Here is a 17,544-nt window from a genome sequence, read left to right as displayed (position 1 = left end):
CCCACTGCGTCACCGCAACTGCCGGGAAGACCGGCTGTACGTTACCGGGCCCCGACCTGAAGGGGCATGATACCGGAATGCGCCGAGGCACTTCCCCCCCCTTGCGGGGCTTGCCTGCGATCTGGCGCACGTTACGCTGTGCGCATGTCGTACCCCGAAGACGAAGATGACGCCGCCCTGTTCCGCTCGGCCATTGGCGAGGTCAAGCCGATGCGCCCGGTGGAAAGCCCTGCCACGGGCAAGCCGCGCCCCAAGCCGCGCGCGCGGATGGCCGAACAGGATGAATCCGAGGCTCTTGGCGAGTTTGCCCGGCTGCTGCGCTCCAGCACGCCGTTGGAGGCCGGGGATGTCGCCAGCTATCGCCGCGAGAACCTTCCGGCACGGATGTTCCAACGGCTGAAGCGCGGCCAGTACTCCGTGCAGGACGAACTGGACCTGCATGGCGCCACCGTCGCCCGCGCCGAAATGATGCTGCGCGAGTTCCTGCTGGAAGCGCGCGCACATGAACACGGCTGCGTGCGCATCATCCATGGCAAGGGCCTGCAGTCTGATGGCGGTGCGCCGGTATTGAAGAACCTGGTAGATCGGATGCTGCGCCAGCGCAACGACGTGCTGGCGTTCCATTCCGCGCCACCTACCCAGGGCGGTACCGGCGCGGTGTTGGTGCTGTTGGCCAATCGCTGAGGCGGTGCTTGCGAACACCAGCTGTCGCCGGGTAGCCCGGGGAGTTGCAGCGAGAACCGCAGGGCAGCGTGTCACCCGCGGCTGTCGCAGGAGCGGCGTAAGCCGCCAAGCCGGCAACGCAATCGCCTGAAAAGAAGCGGCAATCCGCAGAATGCGTGATCTCATGCTGCTTGCAAGCCCGAGAACTCCGCGGCTTCGCGGCTTACGCCGCTCCTACATTGGGGGACGAGATCTCGCGGGGCGCCAGGATTGATGCGCGGCGGCTTATGCGGGCGAGGCGACTTACTCCGTCGCGGCCAATTCGATGCGGTTGGCGTCGTTCACGGTGCCCAGCTCGTGCAGCACCGCCGTTGCATAGCAGCCAGACGGCAGTGCGAACGACAACTCAAGCACGTCATCACCCAGCCATTGGTGCTGCATCAGCGCCGGATGCAACCGCAGCGACCGACGCTCCTGCTTCAGCCCGGCCTCTTCCAGCCCGGCACGCAGCGCCAGTGCCTGCTCGTCAGCCAGAGCCGACTCTTCCAGGACACGTGCCGCGCCGGTCGAGCGCAGCTCGCCAACGCCCCACAACGGCGCGCTGGGGTGAATGTCGAAACGCGCCAGACGCTCGGCCAGCACATCCGTCATCGGCTCCGGGCCGAACACCGAACGGCTGCCGTCCAGCATCCAGACCTCGCCTTCCAGCGGCGTGTCCCAGCTACCCTGTTCGACACGGGCGGCCAGCACGCGGTTGAACAGGGCCGAACGTGCAGCGGACAGCAACATCGAACGCTGGTCCTTGCGCACACGGCGTCCGGCGAACATCTGCAGCGCAGCCGGCACGTTGCCGCCATCGCGACCGAAGCGCTGCTCGCCGAACCAGTTCGGCAAACCGCGTGCGGCAATCGTCTGCAGGCGCTCGCCGATGGCATCGTGGTCACCCTGCACATCGCGCAGCACCAGCTTGAACCGATTGCCCGCCAGCGCGCCACGCTGCAGTTTGCGGTTATGCCAGGTCGAAGCCAGCACCTGCATTTCGTCCGACTCCAGCAGCGCCAGATCCGGCGCCACCCGCTTGGGCAGATGCACACTGAAGCGCTGCGTGGTCACCGCATGGCGATCCTTCTGCCCGGCGTAACTCACGCCCATTTCCGGTACGCCAGCCCACTGCGCCAGGCGTTTGGCAATGGTCACCGTGTTGGCGCCACGCTTGCGAACGTCCAGCAACAGGTGCTCGCCCTCGCCGGTCGCCTCGAATGCGGGGAGTTCATCCACCTGGAAATCTTCCGGCACGCTACGCATCGCTGCGCTCAGCAACGGCGCGCCGAACGCCAACGGCAGCGCGTTCACAGCGCCACCAGCAGCACGACGGCCTGCGCGGCGATACCTTCTTCGCGCCCGGTGAAGCCAAGTTTTTCGCTGGTGGTGGCCTTGATGCTCACCCGGTCCAGATCGATGCCCAGCAACTGCGACACCGTCTCGCGCATGACCAGCGCATGCGGCCCGACCTTGGGTCGTTCGCAGATCACGGTGATGTCGGCGTTGCCGACCTGCCAGCCGCGCTCGCGCAGCAGGTCATTGCAATGACTGACGAAACGACTGCTGTCCGCGCCCTTCCAGCGATCATCCGATGGCGGGAAGTGCACGCCGATGTCGCCCAGCGCCAACGCGCCCAACATCGCATCGCACAGCGCATGAAGGACAACATCACCATCACTGTGCGCCAGCACGCCACAACGGTGCACCACGCGCACGCCGCCAAGCATGATGTGGTCACCCTCACCAAAGGCATGCACGTCGTAGCCCTGGCCGATGCGGATGGGCGGGAATGGAGCGGAAGAATTCATGTCAGTCACGTACTTCTTGGCAGAGCCGGCGGCTTGGCGCCAGCAGGAGATCAGCCGCCGCGTCGCGACAGCTCGAATTCGAAACGGGCCAGATCGGCCGGCGTGGTGACCTTGAAGTTGCTCTCGGCCCCCTCCACCAGCAACGGACGCACGCCTTGGCGCTCCATGGCCATCGCCTCGTCGGTGACATCAACACCGACATTGGCAGCATCGAGCAGGGCACGGGTCAGCTGATGACGACGGAACAGCTGCGGTGTCAACGCACGCCACAGGCGCTCACGCGGCTCGGTACGGTCGATGCCGCCGTCGTCGCCGGCACGCTTGAGCGTGTCGCGCACCGGCGCAGCGAGAATCGCGCCAACCGGGTCGGCACGCCCCACTTCCAGCAAGCGGCTCAGGTCGGTCGCATCCAGGTTCGGACGGGCCGCGTCGTGCACCAGCACGAAATCGTCGGCGCGAACGCTGTCCGGCAGCGCCTGCAGCCCGGCCAGCACGGACGCGGCACGGGTGTCACCACCAACGCAGGTCAGCACCGGCTTGTCGGCGAACGAAGCCCAACCCGGCCAGTCGGCATCATTTTCGGCAATGGCCACCATCACCCCGGCAACACCGGCGTGCGACAGCAATGCCTGCAATGTGTGCGCCAGCAGCGGCTCGCCATCGGCCAGCAGATACTGCTTGGGCACCGGCCCGCCGAAGCGGGCACCACGGCCGGCGGCGGGAACCACCGCCCAAACCTGTGTGATCACGGCACTGTCTCCAGATGGGCCTGGTCGCCCTGTGCGGCCGGCATGGCAACTGCTGCCGGCGCACGCGACGCGGACACCGGTGCATCTTCGACCACGCGGTAGAACTTCTCGCCGGGCTTGATCATGCCCAGCTCGCTGCGTGCGCGCTCCTCGATGGCCGCCTCGCCTTCCTTGAGATCCTTGACCTCGGCAGCGAGTGCGTCATTGCGCTGCTGCAGGCCGTCATTGTCCCGCTTCTGGTTGGCGACCTGGGCTTCGAGCATCATCACCTCGCCCGAATTGCCCGGGCCAAACCAGAAGCGGTACTGCAGCAAGGCCAACAGTACCGCGAGCACCAGCAGCAGCCAGCGCCAGTTGCGCATCGGCGTCAGCGCTTCAGCGACACGAACGCGTCACGACCGGCGTAACGCGCACTGCTGCCGAGGGCTTCCTCGATACGCAGCAGCTGGTTGTACTTGGCCACGCGATCGCTGCGGCACAGCGAGCCGGTCTTGATCTGGGTGGCGGTGGTGGCCACGGCGATGTCGGCGATGGTGGTGTCTTCGGTTTCGCCCGAACGGTGCGAAACGATGGCCGCGTACTTGGCCTTGTCGGCCATGGCGATCGCTTCCAGCGTTTCGGTCAGGGTGCCGATCTGGTTGACCTTGATCAGGATGGCGTTGGCGGTACCCGACTCGATGCCTTCGGCAAAGATCTTCGGGTTGGTGACGAACAGGTCGTCACCGACCAGCTGCACCTTGTTGCCGATGCGGTCGGTCAGCAACTTCCAGCCGGCCCAGTCGTTTTCGGCCAGGCCGTCTTCGATGGTGATGATCGGGTACTGGGTGGTCCAGTCGGCCAGGAACTCGACGAACTGCTCGGAGGTCAGGCGTTTGTTCTCGCCGACCAGGTTGTACTTGCCGTTCTCGTAGAACTCGCTGGAGGCCACGTCCAGACCCAGCAGGATGTCATCGCCGGCGGTGTAACCGGCCTTGCCGATGGCTTCCAGAATGGTGTCCAGCGCTTCGACGTTGCTGCGGAAGTCCGGCGCGAAGCCGCCTTCGTCGCCCACCGCCGTGCTCAGGCCGTGGCCTTTCAGCACCGACTTGAGCGCGTGGAAGATTTCGGTGCCGGCGCGCAGCGATTCGCTGAACGAGCTGAAGCCAACCGGCAGTACCATGAACTCCTGGAAGTCCACGTTGTTGTCGGCATGTGCGCCGCCGTTGATGATGTTCATCATCGGCACCGGCAGCGACGGCGTGACGCCGGTCTTGCCGGCCAGGTACTGCCACAGCGCCTGCTTCTTCGAGGCGGCAGCGGCGTGCGCGGCGGCCATCGAAACACCCAGCAGCGCGTTGGCGCCCAGGCGGCCCTTGTTCTCGGTGCCGTCCAGATCGATCAGGCGGCGGTCCAGGCCCTGCTGGTCTTCGGCATCGAAGCCGGCCAACGCGGTGGCGATGGCGCCATTGATGTTGGTCACCGCATTGCGCACGCCCTTGCCCAGGTAGCGGGTCTTGTCGCCATCGCGCAGTTCCACGGCTTCCTTGGTGCCGGTGGAGGCACCCGAGGGCACGGCGGCGCGGCCGAAGGAGCCGTCGGCCAGGGTGACTTCGGCTTCCAGCGTGGGGTTGCCACGGCTGTCGAGGATTTCGCGGGCGTGGATCTTGGCGATAGTGGTCATGGTCGGATCAGGTCGGGGTGGGTGAGTGAGGATTCCACGGCGGCCAGCTTGGCGGCGTCGCTTCGGGTTTTGTCCAGCCGAAAGGTACCATTCATCGGTACGATCCGGTCGCTCGAAGCAGCTGGTTTCATTGCGAACAATACGTAATCGCCGCCCTCCGCCAGATGGACCTCGCAGCTGGTGGCGCCATTACGGATCACCGCATCAACCGGGATCGCTCCCTTGAGCATGCGGCGCACGGTGACGCGCACCGAAGGAGCAGGCGGCACGAAAGGCTTCTCGGAAACTGTCGTGAACAGGCGATCAGTCTCGGCCTGTTCTTTTGCGGTCAGGCGTGCAACGTGATCCACGTGAATGACGGCCACGATGTCGGCCGCACGCGCAGCGTCGCCAGGTTCCCGGGTGACAATCGACGGTTCGGCAACACACGCGCCTGCATTGCCCGCCAGCACACTGGCCACGAGCAGCACGGCACGCCTCATGCGTGCCGTACCCGCGCAGGCGCCGCCGCCTGTCATCAAACAGTGCTCTCGAGGAAACCGTTCTTCTTGGTGATCGAATCCAGCGCCAGCAGGGTTTCCAGCAAGGCCTCCATCTTGTCCAGCGGCCATGCGTTGGGGCCGTCGGACAGCGCCTTGGACGGATCAGGATGGGTCTCGGCGAACAGGCCGGCCACGCCAACCGCAACCGCCGCACGTGCCAACACCGGCACGAACTCGCGCTGGCCGCCGGAGCTGCTGCCCTGCCCGCCCGGCAACTGCACCGAGTGGGTGGCGTCGAATACCACCGGGCACTGCGTGTCGCGCATCACCGCCAGCGAGCGCATATCGCTGACCAGGTTGTTGTAGCCGAAGCTGGCGCCACGCTCGCAGACCATGATGTCGTTGTTGCCGGTGGACTTGGCCTTCTCGACAACCGGCTTCATGTCCCACGGCGACAGGAACTGGCCCTTCTTGATGTTGACCGGACGACCGGCCGAGCAGACCTTCTTGATGAAATCGGTCTGCCGCACCAGGAACGCAGGAGTCTGCAGCACGTCCACCACCGAGGCCACTTCGTCCATCGGGGTGTACTCATGCACGTCGGTCAGCACCGGCACGCCGATCTGCTTCTTCACTTCGGCCAGCACCTTCAGGCCCTCTTCCAGACCAGGGCCACGGAAGCTGGTGCCGGAGGTGCGGTTGGCCTTGTCGAAGCTGGACTTGAAGATGAAGTTCATCCCCAGCTTCTGGGTGATTTCCTTGAGCTTGCCGGCAGTATCGAGCTGCAGCTGCATCGACTCGATCACGCACGGACCGGCGATCAGGAACAGCGGCTGGTCCAGACCCACTTCAAATCCACAGAGCTTCATTCAATCACCTCGTGATGGTGGAGCCCCTCTCCCGTCGGGAGAGGGGTTGGGGAGAGGGTTCAAAGGCGATGCAATCATGATGATTACCTGCGCTCCGACCCTCATCCGCCCCTATCGGGGCACCTTCTCCCACCGGGAGAAGGTGTGACGTCTTAAGCCCGCGCTTCCTTCAGCAACTTGCCACCGGCCTTCTTCTCGCGCGCAGCGCGGATGAAGCCGATGAACAGAGGATGCCCGCCGCGCGGCGTGGACAGGAACTCCGGGTGCGCCTGGCAGGCCAGGAACCACGGATGCGCATCACGCGGCAGCTCGACCACTTCCACCAACGTGTCGTCCATCGACTTGCCGGAGATCACCAGGCCAGCATCTTCCAGCTGGGTGCGGTAGCGGTTGTTGAACTCGTAGCGATGACGGTGACGCTCGGCGACCACGTCCTTGCCGTACAGCTCATGCGCCAGCGTGCCCTGTTTCAGGCGCTGCTCCTGCAGGCCCAGGCGCATGGTGCCGCCCAGGTCGGACTTCTCGTCGCGCTTCTCGACCTCACCGCTGGCGGTACGCCATTCGGTGATCAGGCCGATCACCGGATTCGGCGACTGGCGGTCGTTCTCGGTGCTGTTGGCGCCTTCCAACCCGGCCACGTGGCGGGCGAAATCCACCACCGCCGCCTGCATACCGTAGCAGATGCCGAAGTACGGCACCTGATGCTCACGGGCGTACTGCGAGGTCAGCACCTTGCCTTCAAAACCACGGTCACCAAAGCCGCCCGGAACCAGAATGCCGTCAACGCCTTCCAGCCCGGCCAGGCCGGACTCTTCCAGCTCCTGCGCCTCCAGCCACTTCAGGTTGACCTTGGTGCGCTGGCGCAGGCCGCCATGCTTGAGCGCCTCACCCACGGACTTGTAGGCGTCCTGGTGATCAACGTACTTGCCGACCACCGCGATGTTCACCTCATCCAGCGGATGCAGCGCCGCATCCAGCACCGCCTCCCACTCGGACAGGTCAGCCGGGCCGGCCTTGTCGCCAAGCTTGAGCTGGCTGACCACGATCTCGTCCAGGCCCTGCGCATGCAGGCCCATCGGCACGCGGTACAGCACTTCCACGTCCGGCACGCTGATCACGGCGCGCTCGGAAACGTTGGTGAACAGCGAAATCTTGCGACGCTCCGAATCCGGAATCGGCTGCTCGGAACGGCACAGCAGCACGTCCGGCTGGATGCCGATCGAACGCAGTTCCTTGACCGAATGCTGGGTCGGCTTGGTCTTCAGCTCACCTGCGGCGGCGATGAACGGCACCAGCGTCAGGTGCATGAACAGCGCCTTCTCCGGGCCGCGCTCGGTGCGCACCTGGCGGATCGCCTCCAGGAACGGCAGCGACTCGATATCACCCACGGTGCCGCCGATTTCCACCAACGCCACATCGAAGCCTTCAGTGGCCTCGTCGATGCAGCGACGGATTTCGTCGGTGATGTGCGGGATCACCTGCACGGTGGCACCGAGGTAATCGCCCCGGCGCTCCTTGCGGATCACGTTCTCGTAGATGCGCCCGGTGGTGACCGAGTTCTTGCGGCTCAGCCGGTTGTGAACGAAACGCTCGTAATGACCCAGATCCAGATCGGTCTCGGCACCGTCGTCGGTGACGTAGACCTCACCATGCTGGAAGGGGCTCATCGTGCCTGGATCGACGTTGATATACGGATCCAGCTTCATCATCGTGACCTTCAGGCCACGCGCCTCGAGAATAGAGGCCAGCGACGCGGCTGCAATGCCCTTGCCAAGCGAGGACACCACACCGCCAGTAACAAAAATAAGGGGGGTCATGGCTCACTGCCTCCCGGAAAGCCCTAGTTTAAAGGTTGTCGCCAAAACTCCCAAGCACGGAATGCAGGGCGACCTCAAAAAAAAGACGCCCCGGCCTGCGCCGGGGCGTCCATGCAACAGGTGAAAACCGCGTCAGCGACGGCGACGGGCTTCCTCTTCCTCTTCTTCACGCGGCTCGGCCTGCTGGCCGCCCTGCGCCTTGTCCTGCGCGGCAGCGGCCGCACGACGCTTGGCCTTCTGCTCGGCCTCGCTCTGCGCCTTGTCCACCGGAGCGCTCTGTGCGCCCTGCGCGGTTTCACCCGCCCTGCCCTTGTCGGCGTTCTGCGCCATGACCAAGGGAACCGCCACTACCGCGGCGGCGACAGCGGCCAGAACCAGCAATTTCGACGATTTCATCCGGTCCTCCTCAGCGTGCGCCAGCCATGGGTGGGGCGCTTACTTTTTGACCGCATACAGGATACCCCGGCGCGCCTGCCCGCGCCCTGAATGCCCCGCGTGCAAAAATCGCCGGCAGACCGCACACTCCCCCGTCGTTTCAGCGCCTTATCGAGATACATGAACGCCCGTTACAACGCCGCCGACATCGAAGTCCTCTCCGGCCTGGACCCGGTCAAACGCCGTCCCGGCATGTACACCGACACCGCGCGCCCGAACCACCTGGCGCAGGAAGTCATCGACAACTCGGTGGACGAGGCCCTTGCCGGCCACGCCCGGACCGTGGAAGTCGTGCTGTTCAAGGACGGCAGCTGTGAAGTCAGCGACGACGGCCGCGGCATGCCGGTGGACATCCACCCGGAAGAGAAGATTCCCGGTGTCGAACTGATCCTTACCCGCCTGCACGCCGGCGGCAAGTTCAACAACCGCAACTACACCTTCTCCGGCGGCCTGCACGGCGTGGGCGTATCGGTGGTCAACGCACTGTCCACGCTGGTGGAGATCCACATCCGCCGTGAAGGCAGCGAGCACCGCATCACCTTCCGCGACGGCGACCGCGCCAGCCCATTGGAAGTTGTCGGCAGCGTCGGCAAGAAGAACACCGGCACCCGCCTGCGCTTCTGGCCGGACCCGAAGTACTTCGACACCCCCAAGTTCAACGTGCGCGCCCTGCGCCACCTGCTGCGCGCCAAGGCCGTGCTGTGCCCCGGCCTGACCGTCAAGTTGACCGACGAAGCCACCGGTGAAGTCGATACCTGGTACTTCGAGGACGGTCTGCGCGACTACCTGAAGGCCGAACTGGGCGAGCGCGAGATGCTCCCCGCAGACCTGTTCACCGGCAGCCTGAAGAAGGAAACCGAGATCGTCGACTGGGCCGTGGCCTGGCTGCCGGAAGGCGAGCTGGTGCAGGAGAGCTACGTCAACCTGATCCCGACCGCCCAGCACGGCACCCACGCCAACGGCCTGCGCACCGGCCTGACCGAGGCGCTGCGCGAGTTCTGCGACTTCCGCAACCTGCTGCCGCGCGGCGTCAAGCTGGCCCCGGAAGACGTCTGGGACCGCGTGTCGTTCGTGCTCTCGCTGAAGATGACCGACCCGCAGTTCAGCGGCCAGACCAAGGAACGCCTGTCCTCGCGCCAGGCGGCCGGTTTCGTCGAGGGCGCCGCCCATGACGCCTTCAGCCTGCTGTTGAACCAGAACGTGGAGCTGGGCGAGAAGATCGCGCAGATCGCCATCGAGCGCGCCAGCGCCCGCCTGAAGACCGAAAAGCTGGTCACCCGCAAGAAAGTCACCCAGGGCCCGGCCCTGCCCGGCAAGCTGGCCGACTGCATCAGCCAGGACCTGTCGCGCACCGAGTTGTTCCTGGTGGAAGGCGACTCGGCAGGCGGCAGCGCCAAGCAGGCCCGCGACAAGGACTTCCAGGCCATCCTGCCGCTCCGCGGCAAGATCCTGAACACCTGGGAAGTGGCGTCCGGCAGCGTGTTGGCCTCGGAAGAAGTGCACAACCTGGCCGTGGCCATCGGCTGCGACCCGGGCAAGGACGATCTGTCCGGCCTGCGTTACGGCAAGGTGGTGATCCTGGCCGACGCCGACTCCGACGGCCTGCATATCGCCACCCTGCTGGCCGCACTGTTCCTCAAGCACTTCCCGGCATTGGTCGACGCCGGCCACGTGTTCGTGGCGATGCCGCCGCTGTTCCGCGTGGACGTGGGCAAGCAGGTGTTCTACGCGCTGGATGAGGAAGAGAAGCGCTCGATGCTGGACAAGATCGAACGCGAGAAGATCCGCGGCCACGTCAGCGTCACCCGCTTCAAGGGCCTGGGCGAGATGAACCCCCAGCAGCTGCGCGAATCCACCATCCACCCGGACACACGTCGCCTGGTGCAGCTGACCGTGGACGATGGCGAAATGACCCATTCGTTGATGGACATGCTGCTGGCCAAGAAGCGCTCCGCTGATAGAAAGGGCTGGCTGGAGAGCAAGGGCGATCTGGCTTCGCTGGAAGTCTGATCGGCGGCAACCGGCCGCAAGGCCGGAGGCACCCCCCGACCGAAAAAGCCCGCCTTCATCGGCGGGCTTTTTTTGCACTCCGACGTTGCGGGGCGGCGGCCCCGCCCCAACTCCCCTCACCGTCGGCGCAGGGGAGGAGGCAAACAAAAACCCGCCATTGCTGGCGGGCTTCTGCGTTTCGTCAAACCGGGGAACCGATCAGTTCCAGCCAACGACCTCGAACAGCTTCAGGATCAGGTAGGCACAGCCACCGGCGGCCGGAATGGTCAGGATCCACGCCCACAGGATGCGCTCGATCACACCCAACCGCAGCGACTTCGGGTTCTTGGCAAAGCCAACGCCCATGATCGCGGTGGAGATGCTGTGGGTGGTCGACACCGGCATGCCGAAGTGGGCCGCCAGGGTCAGGATCGTGGCCGAACTGGTCTCCGCGGCAAAACCGTGGATCGGGTGCAGCTTGACCATCTTGTGGCCCAGCGTCTTGATGATCTTCCAGCCGCCCGAGGCGGTACCGGCGGCCATCACCACGGCGCAGGTCAGCACGATCCACATCGCGATGCCGTCACCGGCATGCGCGTCCGGATGCATGAAGGCCAGCCAGGACGGCAGGTCGTTCAACGCACCGGTCGCCTCGGCGCCGATCAACGTCATGGCGATGATGCCCATGGTCTTCTGCGCGTCGTTATGACCGTGGGCGAAGCCCATGTAGGCAGCCGAGACGATCTGCGCCTTGCCGAAGAACGCATTGACCCAACGCGGACGCGCCATCCGGCCGAGCACGCCGCCGATGCGGGCCATCGCAGCGATGATCGCCCACAGCAGGCACATCACCACGATGCCCAGCAGGAAGCCGGCGATCGGCGAGGTGATCATCGGCACGAACACCTTCCACAACAGGCCCTTGTTCTGCGCCCAGTTGCCAAGGTTCTGCGACCAGATCAACGCATCCCAGTTGTTGTGTGCCGCAGCCAGGCCGGCGCCGCACAGGCCACCGATCAATGCGTGCGAGGACGAGGACGGCAGGCCTTTCCACCAGGTGATCAGGTTCCAGACGATGCCGCCGAGCAGCGCGCACAGGATCACCTGCGGCGTCACATCCACCACATCGGTGTTGATCAGGCCGTTGGCGATGGTCAGTGCCACCGCGGTGCCGGTCAGCGCACCAATCAGATTCATGAAAGCAGCGAGCATCACCGCCCAGCCGGGCGAGAGCACTTTGGTCGCCACCACGGTGGCGATGGAGTTGGCGGTGTCGTGGAAGCCGTTGATGAACTCGAAGACGAGCGCTGCCAGGATCACCACCAGAACAAGGGTGAGCATCTACCCGCCCCCGTCAGCTGTTTTTCAACACGATCTGGTACGCCACCACACCGGCCTCTCGGCAACGGTCGATGGCCTTTTCCAGAATCTCGAAGAATTCCTTGAGCAGGAACATCTGCAGGTTGTCCAGACGACCGGAGTAGATGTCGCGGTACAGCTCCAGCATCAGCCGGTCGGCTTCGTTCTCAAGCGCACGCAGCTTCTCGTTGAGCGCGGTCATGCGATCCAGGTTCATGTTGCGCAGATCGTTGACCATATCCACCACGACATCGGCCGCCTGCTCCAGCATCGCCGCACGCGGGGCGAAGTCGATGTGCTCCAGGTGCTGCACGGCCAACGAATAGCGATCGGCGAACTTCTCGATCTGCTTGGGAATCTTGTACAGCGCCGAACCCAGCGCTTCGATGTCCTCGCGCTCGATCGGGGTCATGAAGCTGTCCACCAGCGCCTGGCTGATCTTGTCCGAGGCAGCGCGCTCGCGCAGACGGGCGAGCTTGAAGGCATCCAGCGCCGGCTCGCGATCAGCTTCACGCATCATCGTGTGCAGCGCCTTGGCGCTGTCAGCGGCGGCCTGCGCGGCCTCATCAAGGTAGGTGTAGAACTGCTTGCCGGAGCCGAAGATGGTCTGCAACGAAAACATGGGGAACCTATTCGCCGTCGCGGGAGGGACGGCATCGGGGGCGAATTATGACCGTTAGATGGCAATGAGGGTATTCCCACTACCCAGCCTGAATAAAAATGTGAACACGACGTTGTCGTCAACGGCTTCGGGTTTGCTAAGATCGCCCGGCGCCTGCATGGCGCACCCTATGGACGACGACCCTTACCCCCCGCCGCCGCGCCGGACTACGTTCCTGAGCGCCCGCCGCCATCGCAAACACCCGCCCTCCCTGTCACCAACCCGGGGAGAGACCCGTGTTTGAGTTCCTGATTGTCCTTGCCCTGATCCTGCTCAATGGCTTCTTCGCCATGTCCGAAATGTCGGTCATGACCTCGCGCAAGAGCCGCCTCAAACAGCAGGCCATCACCAGCAAGCGCGCTCAACGTGCACTGGAACTGTCTGAAAAGCCTGAGAATTTCCTATCCACGGTGCAGATCGGCATTACCCTGATCGGCATCCTGACGGGCGTCTATGGTGGTGATGCCATCGGCGGCGCGATCGCCCAGCACCTGCAGGCGGCCTTCCCGTCCCTGTCGGCCACCTTCTCGCTGATCGGCGAGCCACAACCGTACTCGTCCTTCCTCGGCAAGGTCCTGGCAGTCGCACTGATCACTTATCTGACACTGATCTTCGGCGAACTCGTACCCAAACGCCTGGCCTTGACCCGCTCCGAAGACATTGCCGGCATCGTTTCGGTACCGATGAGCTGGCTGGCCCGCATCGCCGCGCCCGGCGTGTGGTTGCTGTCGCGCTCGACCCAGCTGGTCCTGCGCCTGCTTGGCCTGGGCAAGAGCGAATCGGCGTCTGTCACCGAAGAAGAGATCCGCATGCTGGTGGCCGAAAGCCACGAGGCCGGCGTGATCGACTCGCACGAGCGCGACATGATGAACCGCGTGATGCGCCTGGGCGATCGCACCGCCGACAGCCTGATGACGCCGCGCAACCGCATCGCCTGGCTGGATACCACCGCCGATCCGGAAAAGAACCTGCACACCATGCGCGAGCATGCGTTCTCGCGCTATCCGGTGTACCGCGGCAACGATCAGGACATCGCCGGCATCCTCGAAGTGAAAACACTGGTCACGCGACTGGACGGCGGCAATGGTTCGCTGTTCGAGAACCTGCGCGAGACGCTGTACGTGTCCGAATCCACCCACGCGATGAAGCTGCTGGAAATCTTCCGCGAAGAGCACCAGTCGATGGCATTGGTGGTGGACGAGTACGGCGAAATCCAGGGCTTGGTCACCATCTCCGACCTGATGGGCGCGGTGGTCGGCCGCCTGCAGGCCACCGAAAACACCGACGAGGACGCGCTGGTGGTCACCCGCGCCGACGGCTCGCTGCTGGTCGATGGCTCGCTGCCGGTGGACGACCTGCGCGAACTGATGGAAGGCGCTGAACTGCCGGACGCCGAAGAAGGCGACTACTACACGCTGGCCGGCATGTGCATGCATCACTTCGGCCGCATCCCGCACGCGGGCGAGTATTTCGACTGGGCTGGCTGGCGCATCGAGATCGTCGACCTGGACGGTGCGCGCATCGACAAGCTGCTGCTGCGCAAACTGCCGGACGACGACGCCGATGACACCACGGGCTGACCAGGATCCGCTGCGATGAAGCACCGCCATTACCGCAAGGAAGGCATCCGCACCCTGCTGCAGATGTTCGAACATGGCGAGGCAACCGAGCAGCTGACCCTGCGGCAGATTCTTCAGGGGCTGGAACAAAGCGCCTTCGGCATGTTCCTGTTTGTCGCGATCCTGCCGGCGTTCATCCCGATTCCCGGTATCGGCGGCGCCGTCAGCGGCCCGCTGGTGCTGCTGATCGGCCTGCAGCTTGTATGTGGCCTGTCGCGCCCATGGCTGCCGGCGTTCATCGGCAACCGGGGACCAAGGCGCGGCACCATGCGCACCTTTCTGGGCAAGATCAACCGGCCATTGCAGCGGCTCGACCGCATGCTCAAGCCGCGCCTGCAACTGCTGATCAGCCCGTTGCCGGCACGCATGCTGACCGGCCTGCTGCTGATCCTGGTCGGCATCCTGCTGTCGTTGCCGATCCCCTTCACCAACTATCTGTTCGGCTTCCAGCTGCTGTTGTTCGCACTGGCGCTGATCGAACGCGATGGCGCATTGATGCTGTTCAACTGGATTGCCGCGATCAGCGCGATTGTGTTCTTCGGCCTGAGCTCGGAGCAGATGGTCAACGGCGTGATTGCGCTGACCCAACGCTGGTTCGGCGGCTGATCCCCGCAGGAGCGGCTTGGGCCGCTCCCGCGCAAGCAATCCTCAGCGGTTCGCCGTCGTCCAGGCCTGCATCGCCAGTTCGAACGAGCGCAGACGCGCGCCGTGATCGAAGATGTTGGCGGTGAGCAGCATTTCGTCCGGGCGGTGACGCTCGGCGAATACGCGCATACCTTCGGCCACCTGCGCCGAATCACCCAGCACGGTGCAGGCCAGTGCGCGCTCGACGCCAGCCTTTTCGTGCGGCTCCCAGAACGCCTCGATGTCATCCAGCGGCGGCGGAATCTGCCCCGGCCGGCCACGCCGCAGGTTCACGAAGCTCTGCTGCTGGGTGGTGAACAAGCGCCGTGATTGCGCTTCCGATTCGCTGGCGACCACGTTCAGGGCCAGGATCGCGTACGGCTGCTGCAAACGTTCGGACGGCCGGAAATCACGGCGGTACAACGCCAGCGCTTCATCCATCGAATCCGGCGCGAAGTGCGAGGCAAAGGCGAACGGCAGGCCCATCGCCGCCGACAGCCGCGCACTGAACAGGCTGGAACCCAGCAGCCACACCGGCACGTCAACACCCGCACCCGGCACTGCCTGCACGCTCTGTCCGGGCTGGGCCGGCTCGAAGTAATGCAGCAGCTCGGTCACGTCCTGCGGGAACTGGTCGGCGCTGTCGAAGTAGCGGCGCAATGCCCGCGCGGTGGGATGGTCGGTGCCGGGCGCGCGGCCCAGTCCCAGATCGATACGCCCCGGGTACAGCGACGCCAGGGTGCCGAACTGCTCGGCCACCTGCAGCGGCGAGTGGTTGGGCAACATGATGCCGCCTGCGCCGACGCGGATGGTCGAGGTGCCGCCAGCGACGTGCCCGATCAACACCGAAGTCGCCGCGCTGGCGATGCCCGGCATGTTGTGATGCTCGGCCAGCCAATACCTGCGGTAGCCCCAGCGCTCGGCGTGGCGGGCCAGATCGAGCATGTTGGCGAAGGCCTGCTGTGGGCCAGAGCCTTCGCAGACGGGCGCCAGATCAAGGATGGAAAGAGGAATCATGCGGCGGCTTCCAGGGAGATATGGAAACGACATGGGGCCCTTGAATCGATTGAGAACCGCTGTCGCCTGAACGCTGTTTTCCGCAGGGACGTTGCCACGCAGGCTGTGAACGGGCTGGTAGGTGGGTTGTTTCGTTCTGGCCGCCGCACGAGTTGCAGCACCGCTCAGTGGAAAGTCACCCCTCCCCAACCCTCCCCTTTGCTGCGCAAAAGGGAGGGGGCAGTCGTGCATGGCCTGTCAGATCGCTGCGAGGCCCCGCTGTTGCCCTTTCAGTAGATGCGTTGTTTCGTTCTGGCCACCGCGCGAGTTGCAGCACCGCTCGGTGGAAAGTCAGCCCTCCCCAATCCTCCCCCTTTACTGCGCAAAAGGGAGGGGGCAGCCGTGCATGGCCTGCCAGATCGCTGCGAGGCCCCGCTGTTGCCCTTTCACCGGAGATGAAAGGGCGGCTTGGGGGAGGTGCCGTTGGCGGTCAATCAAGACCACTCAGCCGCTGGGATTGCGCTTCATCGCATTCCAGCCTGCGCGGGCATCAGGCCGCCTGGCTTTCGTCGCGATCCACCAGCGGTTGCAGTTCGGCGTCCAGCGCCACGCGCTCGTCGAACACGAAGCAGCGGCCGTCGTAGCCTTCGCCGCCCACTTCCTCGAAGTAACCGAGAATCCCGCCTTCCAGCTGCAACACGTTGTGCATGCCGTCATTCTGCATCCACAGCGCGGCCTTTTCACAGCGGATGCCGCCGGTGCAGAAGCTGACCACGGTGGCGTCGGCCAGTGCATCGCGATGCGGCTCGAGCGCCTGCGGCAGATCGGTGAACTTGCCGATCGGCAGGGTCAGCGCGCCGGTAAAGGTGCCGTGCGCGAATTCCTGCTCGTTGCGTGTATCGAGCATCACCACGCGCTTGCCATCGTCGTCATGGCCCTGCCGCAGCCAGCGCTGCACGGTGGCCGGTGCGACGCTTGGCGCACGCGGGTAATCCAGCGGCTGGCCGTCATCGCGCCGGAAACTGATGATCTCCGACTTGACCTTGGCCTTGAGCCGCGCAAACGGCTGCATCTGGCTGTAGCTGTACTTCACCCGCATGTCGGCGAAGCGTGCATCTGCCTTCAATGCATCGTAGAAGGCGTCGATGCCCTCACGGCTTCCGGCCAGGAACAGGTTGATGCCCTCTTCCGCCACCAGGATGGTGCCGCGCAGTGCCTGCGCCTGGGCACGCTCCAGCAGCATGTCGGTCAGCGCTTGCGCATCGGTGAGGGGGACGAAATGGTAGGCGGCGGTATTGACGATCATGGGCCGTATTGTAAGCCGCCGTACCCGAATCGCCGCCATCCGGCGGCCGGATCAGCCGCGCAGCAGCACGAACGGCAGCAGCACCAGCGCCGCAGCCGCCAGCATGCCCAGCAGCACCGCGATCACGTACAGCGGGCGCTGCCTGAACAAGCCGCTGAACGTCTCGGCACTGCCATCGCGCAACGCCGCCTCGCGTTCGGCGCGCACCCGCTGCGATCGCTCGGCCTGATACGTGGCCATCAGCGCCTTGGCACGCGGATGATCGTCGTTCTCGCGCAGCCAGATGCCACCGTGGGAAATACCCCATGGACTGGCTTCGGTGCGATACCAGGCGATCTCGTTTCGGTCGAGCAGTTCACCGACTTCGCGGCGTTCGTCTTCACCGACGTTGCGCAGATTGAGGAGCAGTTTGGCCATCGCGCAATGATACCCGGCAGCGATGCGCTACCCTTGCACGCCCTTTCC

Annotated in this window: 18 protein-coding genes; 4 read left to right on the top strand and 14 right to left on the bottom strand. The window is 64.8% G+C overall.

What is annotated here, in order from left to right:
• Positions 1-144: 144 nt before the first annotated feature.
• Entirely contained in the window at positions 145-684 is a 540-nt protein-coding gene (locus LR961_RS18625; RefSeq protein ID WP_232151475.1) for a Smr/MutS family protein, read from the top strand.
• Between the two features lie 282 nt (positions 685-966).
• On the opposite strand, the gene truD is transcribed toward LR961_RS18625, so the two are convergent.
• The 9 genes from truD to LR961_RS18580 form a co-directional block, all read right to left on the bottom strand.
• Positions 967-2,016, bottom strand: coding sequence for a tRNA pseudouridine(13) synthase TruD (gene truD, locus LR961_RS18620; protein ID WP_332311051.1), 1,050 nt, complete (start codon positions 2,014-2,016; stop codon positions 967-969).
• On the bottom strand, positions 2,013-2,513 hold the full coding sequence (ispF, locus tag LR961_RS18615) for a 2-C-methyl-D-erythritol 2,4-cyclodiphosphate synthase (RefSeq protein ID WP_232151474.1): 501 nt from the start codon (positions 2,511-2,513) through the stop codon (positions 2,013-2,015). Before ispF ends, truD begins: the two co-directional genes overlap by 4 nt.
• Before the next feature lie 50 nt (positions 2,514-2,563).
• The gene (gene ispD, locus LR961_RS18610) at positions 2,564-3,262 is read right to left on the bottom strand and encodes a 2-C-methyl-D-erythritol 4-phosphate cytidylyltransferase (protein WP_232151473.1); all 699 of its coding nucleotides are present in this window, start codon (positions 3,260-3,262) and stop codon (positions 2,564-2,566) included.
• Positions 3,259-3,624 (bottom strand): cell division protein FtsB, encoded by a 366-nt coding sequence (gene ftsB, locus LR961_RS18605; protein ID WP_232151472.1) that lies wholly within the window; start codon positions 3,622-3,624, stop codon positions 3,259-3,261. Before ftsB ends, ispD begins: the two co-directional genes overlap by 4 nt.
• 5 nt (positions 3,625-3,629) lie before the next feature.
• Positions 3,630-4,922 carry a phosphopyruvate hydratase gene (gene eno, locus LR961_RS18600; protein ID WP_232151471.1) on the bottom strand — a complete coding sequence of 431 codons (1,293 nt, stop codon included), beginning with the start codon at positions 4,920-4,922 and terminating at the stop codon, positions 3,630-3,632.
• Positions 4,919-5,404 carry a hypothetical protein gene (locus LR961_RS18595; protein ID WP_232151470.1) on the bottom strand — a complete coding sequence of 162 codons (486 nt, stop codon included), beginning with the start codon at positions 5,402-5,404 and terminating at the stop codon, positions 4,919-4,921. Before LR961_RS18595 ends, eno begins: the two co-directional genes overlap by 4 nt.
• A gap of 35 nt (positions 5,405-5,439) precedes the next feature.
• Complete coding sequence (gene kdsA / locus LR961_RS18590; protein WP_232151469.1) at positions 5,440-6,273, bottom strand: 3-deoxy-8-phosphooctulonate synthase; 834 nt, start codon at positions 6,271-6,273, stop codon at positions 5,440-5,442.
• Positions 6,274-6,425: 152 nt separating this feature from the next.
• Positions 6,426-8,090 carry a CTP synthase gene (locus tag LR961_RS18585; RefSeq protein WP_232151468.1) on the bottom strand — a complete coding sequence of 555 codons (1,665 nt, stop codon included), beginning with the start codon at positions 8,088-8,090 and terminating at the stop codon, positions 6,426-6,428.
• A 132-nt stretch (positions 8,091-8,222) separates the two neighbouring features.
• A complete protein-coding gene (locus tag LR961_RS18580) occupies positions 8,223-8,486 on the bottom strand; it encodes a hypothetical protein (RefSeq protein ID WP_232151467.1) in 264 nt (87 codons plus the stop codon).
• 159 nt (positions 8,487-8,645) lie between these two features.
• Between LR961_RS18580 and parE the strand changes: the two genes are divergently transcribed.
• Entirely contained in the window at positions 8,646-10,535 is a 1,890-nt protein-coding gene (gene parE / locus LR961_RS18575) for a DNA topoisomerase IV subunit B (protein ID WP_232151466.1), read from the top strand.
• A gap of 198 nt (positions 10,536-10,733) precedes the next feature.
• On the opposite strand, the gene LR961_RS18570 is transcribed toward parE, so the two are convergent.
• On the bottom strand, positions 10,734-11,855 hold the full coding sequence (locus LR961_RS18570) for an inorganic phosphate transporter (protein ID WP_232151465.1): 1,122 nt from the start codon (positions 11,853-11,855) through the stop codon (positions 10,734-10,736).
• A 13-nt stretch (positions 11,856-11,868) separates the two neighbouring features.
• The gene (locus tag LR961_RS18565; RefSeq protein WP_232151464.1) at positions 11,869-12,495 is read right to left on the bottom strand and encodes a pit accessory protein; all 627 of its coding nucleotides are present in this window, start codon (positions 12,493-12,495) and stop codon (positions 11,869-11,871) included.
• A gap of 275 nt (positions 12,496-12,770) precedes the next feature.
• Between LR961_RS18565 and LR961_RS18560 the strand changes: the two genes are divergently transcribed.
• Positions 12,771-14,114, top strand: a complete 1,344-nt coding sequence (locus LR961_RS18560; protein WP_232151463.1) for a hemolysin family protein — start codon at positions 12,771-12,773, stop codon at positions 14,112-14,114.
• A gap of 15 nt (positions 14,115-14,129) precedes the next feature.
• On the top strand, positions 14,130-14,759 hold the full coding sequence (locus LR961_RS18555; protein WP_232151462.1) for an exopolysaccharide biosynthesis protein: 630 nt from the start codon (positions 14,130-14,132) through the stop codon (positions 14,757-14,759).
• Between the two features lie 42 nt (positions 14,760-14,801).
• Here the strand turns inward: LR961_RS18555 and LR961_RS18550 are convergent, their stop codons facing one another.
• From LR961_RS18550 to LR961_RS18540, 3 genes are all read right to left on the bottom strand, one after another.
• Positions 14,802-15,794 (bottom strand): LLM class flavin-dependent oxidoreductase, encoded by a 993-nt coding sequence (locus LR961_RS18550; protein WP_232151461.1) that lies wholly within the window; start codon positions 15,792-15,794, stop codon positions 14,802-14,804.
• A 529-nt stretch (positions 15,795-16,323) separates the two neighbouring features.
• A complete protein-coding gene (locus LR961_RS18545; protein ID WP_232151460.1) occupies positions 16,324-17,079 on the bottom strand; it encodes a sulfurtransferase in 756 nt (251 codons plus the stop codon).
• A gap of 51 nt (positions 17,080-17,130) precedes the next feature.
• Entirely contained in the window at positions 17,131-17,496 is a 366-nt protein-coding gene (locus LR961_RS18540; protein WP_232151459.1) for a DUF6164 family protein, read from the bottom strand.
• Positions 17,497-17,544 lie beyond the last annotated feature (48 nt).

It is taken from the genome of Stenotrophomonas sp. SY1 (genome assembly GCF_021202945.1).
In the GTDB taxonomy this organism is placed as follows: Bacteria; Pseudomonadota; Gammaproteobacteria; order Xanthomonadales; family Xanthomonadaceae; genus Stenotrophomonas.
This window is presented reverse-complemented; position numbering and strand designations above follow the sequence as displayed.

Coding starts and splice junctions, on each gene's coding strand:
- LR961_RS18550 (WP_232151461.1), bottom strand. CDS start 15,794: ATGATTCCTCTTTCCATCCTTGATCTGGCGCCCGTCTGCGAAGGCTCT.
- kdsA (WP_232151469.1), bottom strand. CDS start 6,273: ATGAAGCTCTGTGGATTTGAAGTGGGTCTGGACCAGCCGCTGTTCCTG.
- ispF (WP_232151474.1), bottom strand. CDS start 2,513: ATGAATTCTTCCGCTCCATTCCCGCCCATCCGCATCGGCCAGGGCTAC.
- eno (WP_232151471.1), bottom strand. CDS start 4,922: ATGACCACTATCGCCAAGATCCACGCCCGCGAAATCCTCGACAGCCGT.
- LR961_RS18555 (WP_232151462.1), top strand. CDS start 14,130: ATGAAGCACCGCCATTACCGCAAGGAAGGCATCCGCACCCTGCTGCAG.
- parE (WP_232151466.1), top strand. CDS start 8,646: ATGAACGCCCGTTACAACGCCGCCGACATCGAAGTCCTCTCCGGCCTG.
- LR961_RS18625 (WP_232151475.1), top strand. CDS start 145: ATGTCGTACCCCGAAGACGAAGATGACGCCGCCCTGTTCCGCTCGGCC.
- LR961_RS18545 (WP_232151460.1), bottom strand. CDS start 17,079: ATGATCGTCAATACCGCCGCCTACCATTTCGTCCCCCTCACCGATGCG.
- LR961_RS18595 (WP_232151470.1), bottom strand. CDS start 5,404: ATGAGGCGTGCCGTGCTGCTCGTGGCCAGTGTGCTGGCGGGCAATGCA.
- LR961_RS18585 (WP_232151468.1), bottom strand. CDS start 8,090: ATGACCCCCCTTATTTTTGTTACTGGCGGTGTGGTGTCCTCGCTTGGC.
- LR961_RS18540 (WP_232151459.1), bottom strand. CDS start 17,496: ATGGCCAAACTGCTCCTCAATCTGCGCAACGTCGGTGAAGACGAACGC.
- LR961_RS18570 (WP_232151465.1), bottom strand. CDS start 11,855: ATGCTCACCCTTGTTCTGGTGGTGATCCTGGCAGCGCTCGTCTTCGAG.
- ftsB (WP_232151472.1), bottom strand. CDS start 3,624: ATGCGCAACTGGCGCTGGCTGCTGCTGGTGCTCGCGGTACTGTTGGCC.
- LR961_RS18565 (WP_232151464.1), bottom strand. CDS start 12,495: ATGTTTTCGTTGCAGACCATCTTCGGCTCCGGCAAGCAGTTCTACACC.
- LR961_RS18580 (WP_232151467.1), bottom strand. CDS start 8,486: ATGAAATCGTCGAAATTGCTGGTTCTGGCCGCTGTCGCCGCCGCGGTA.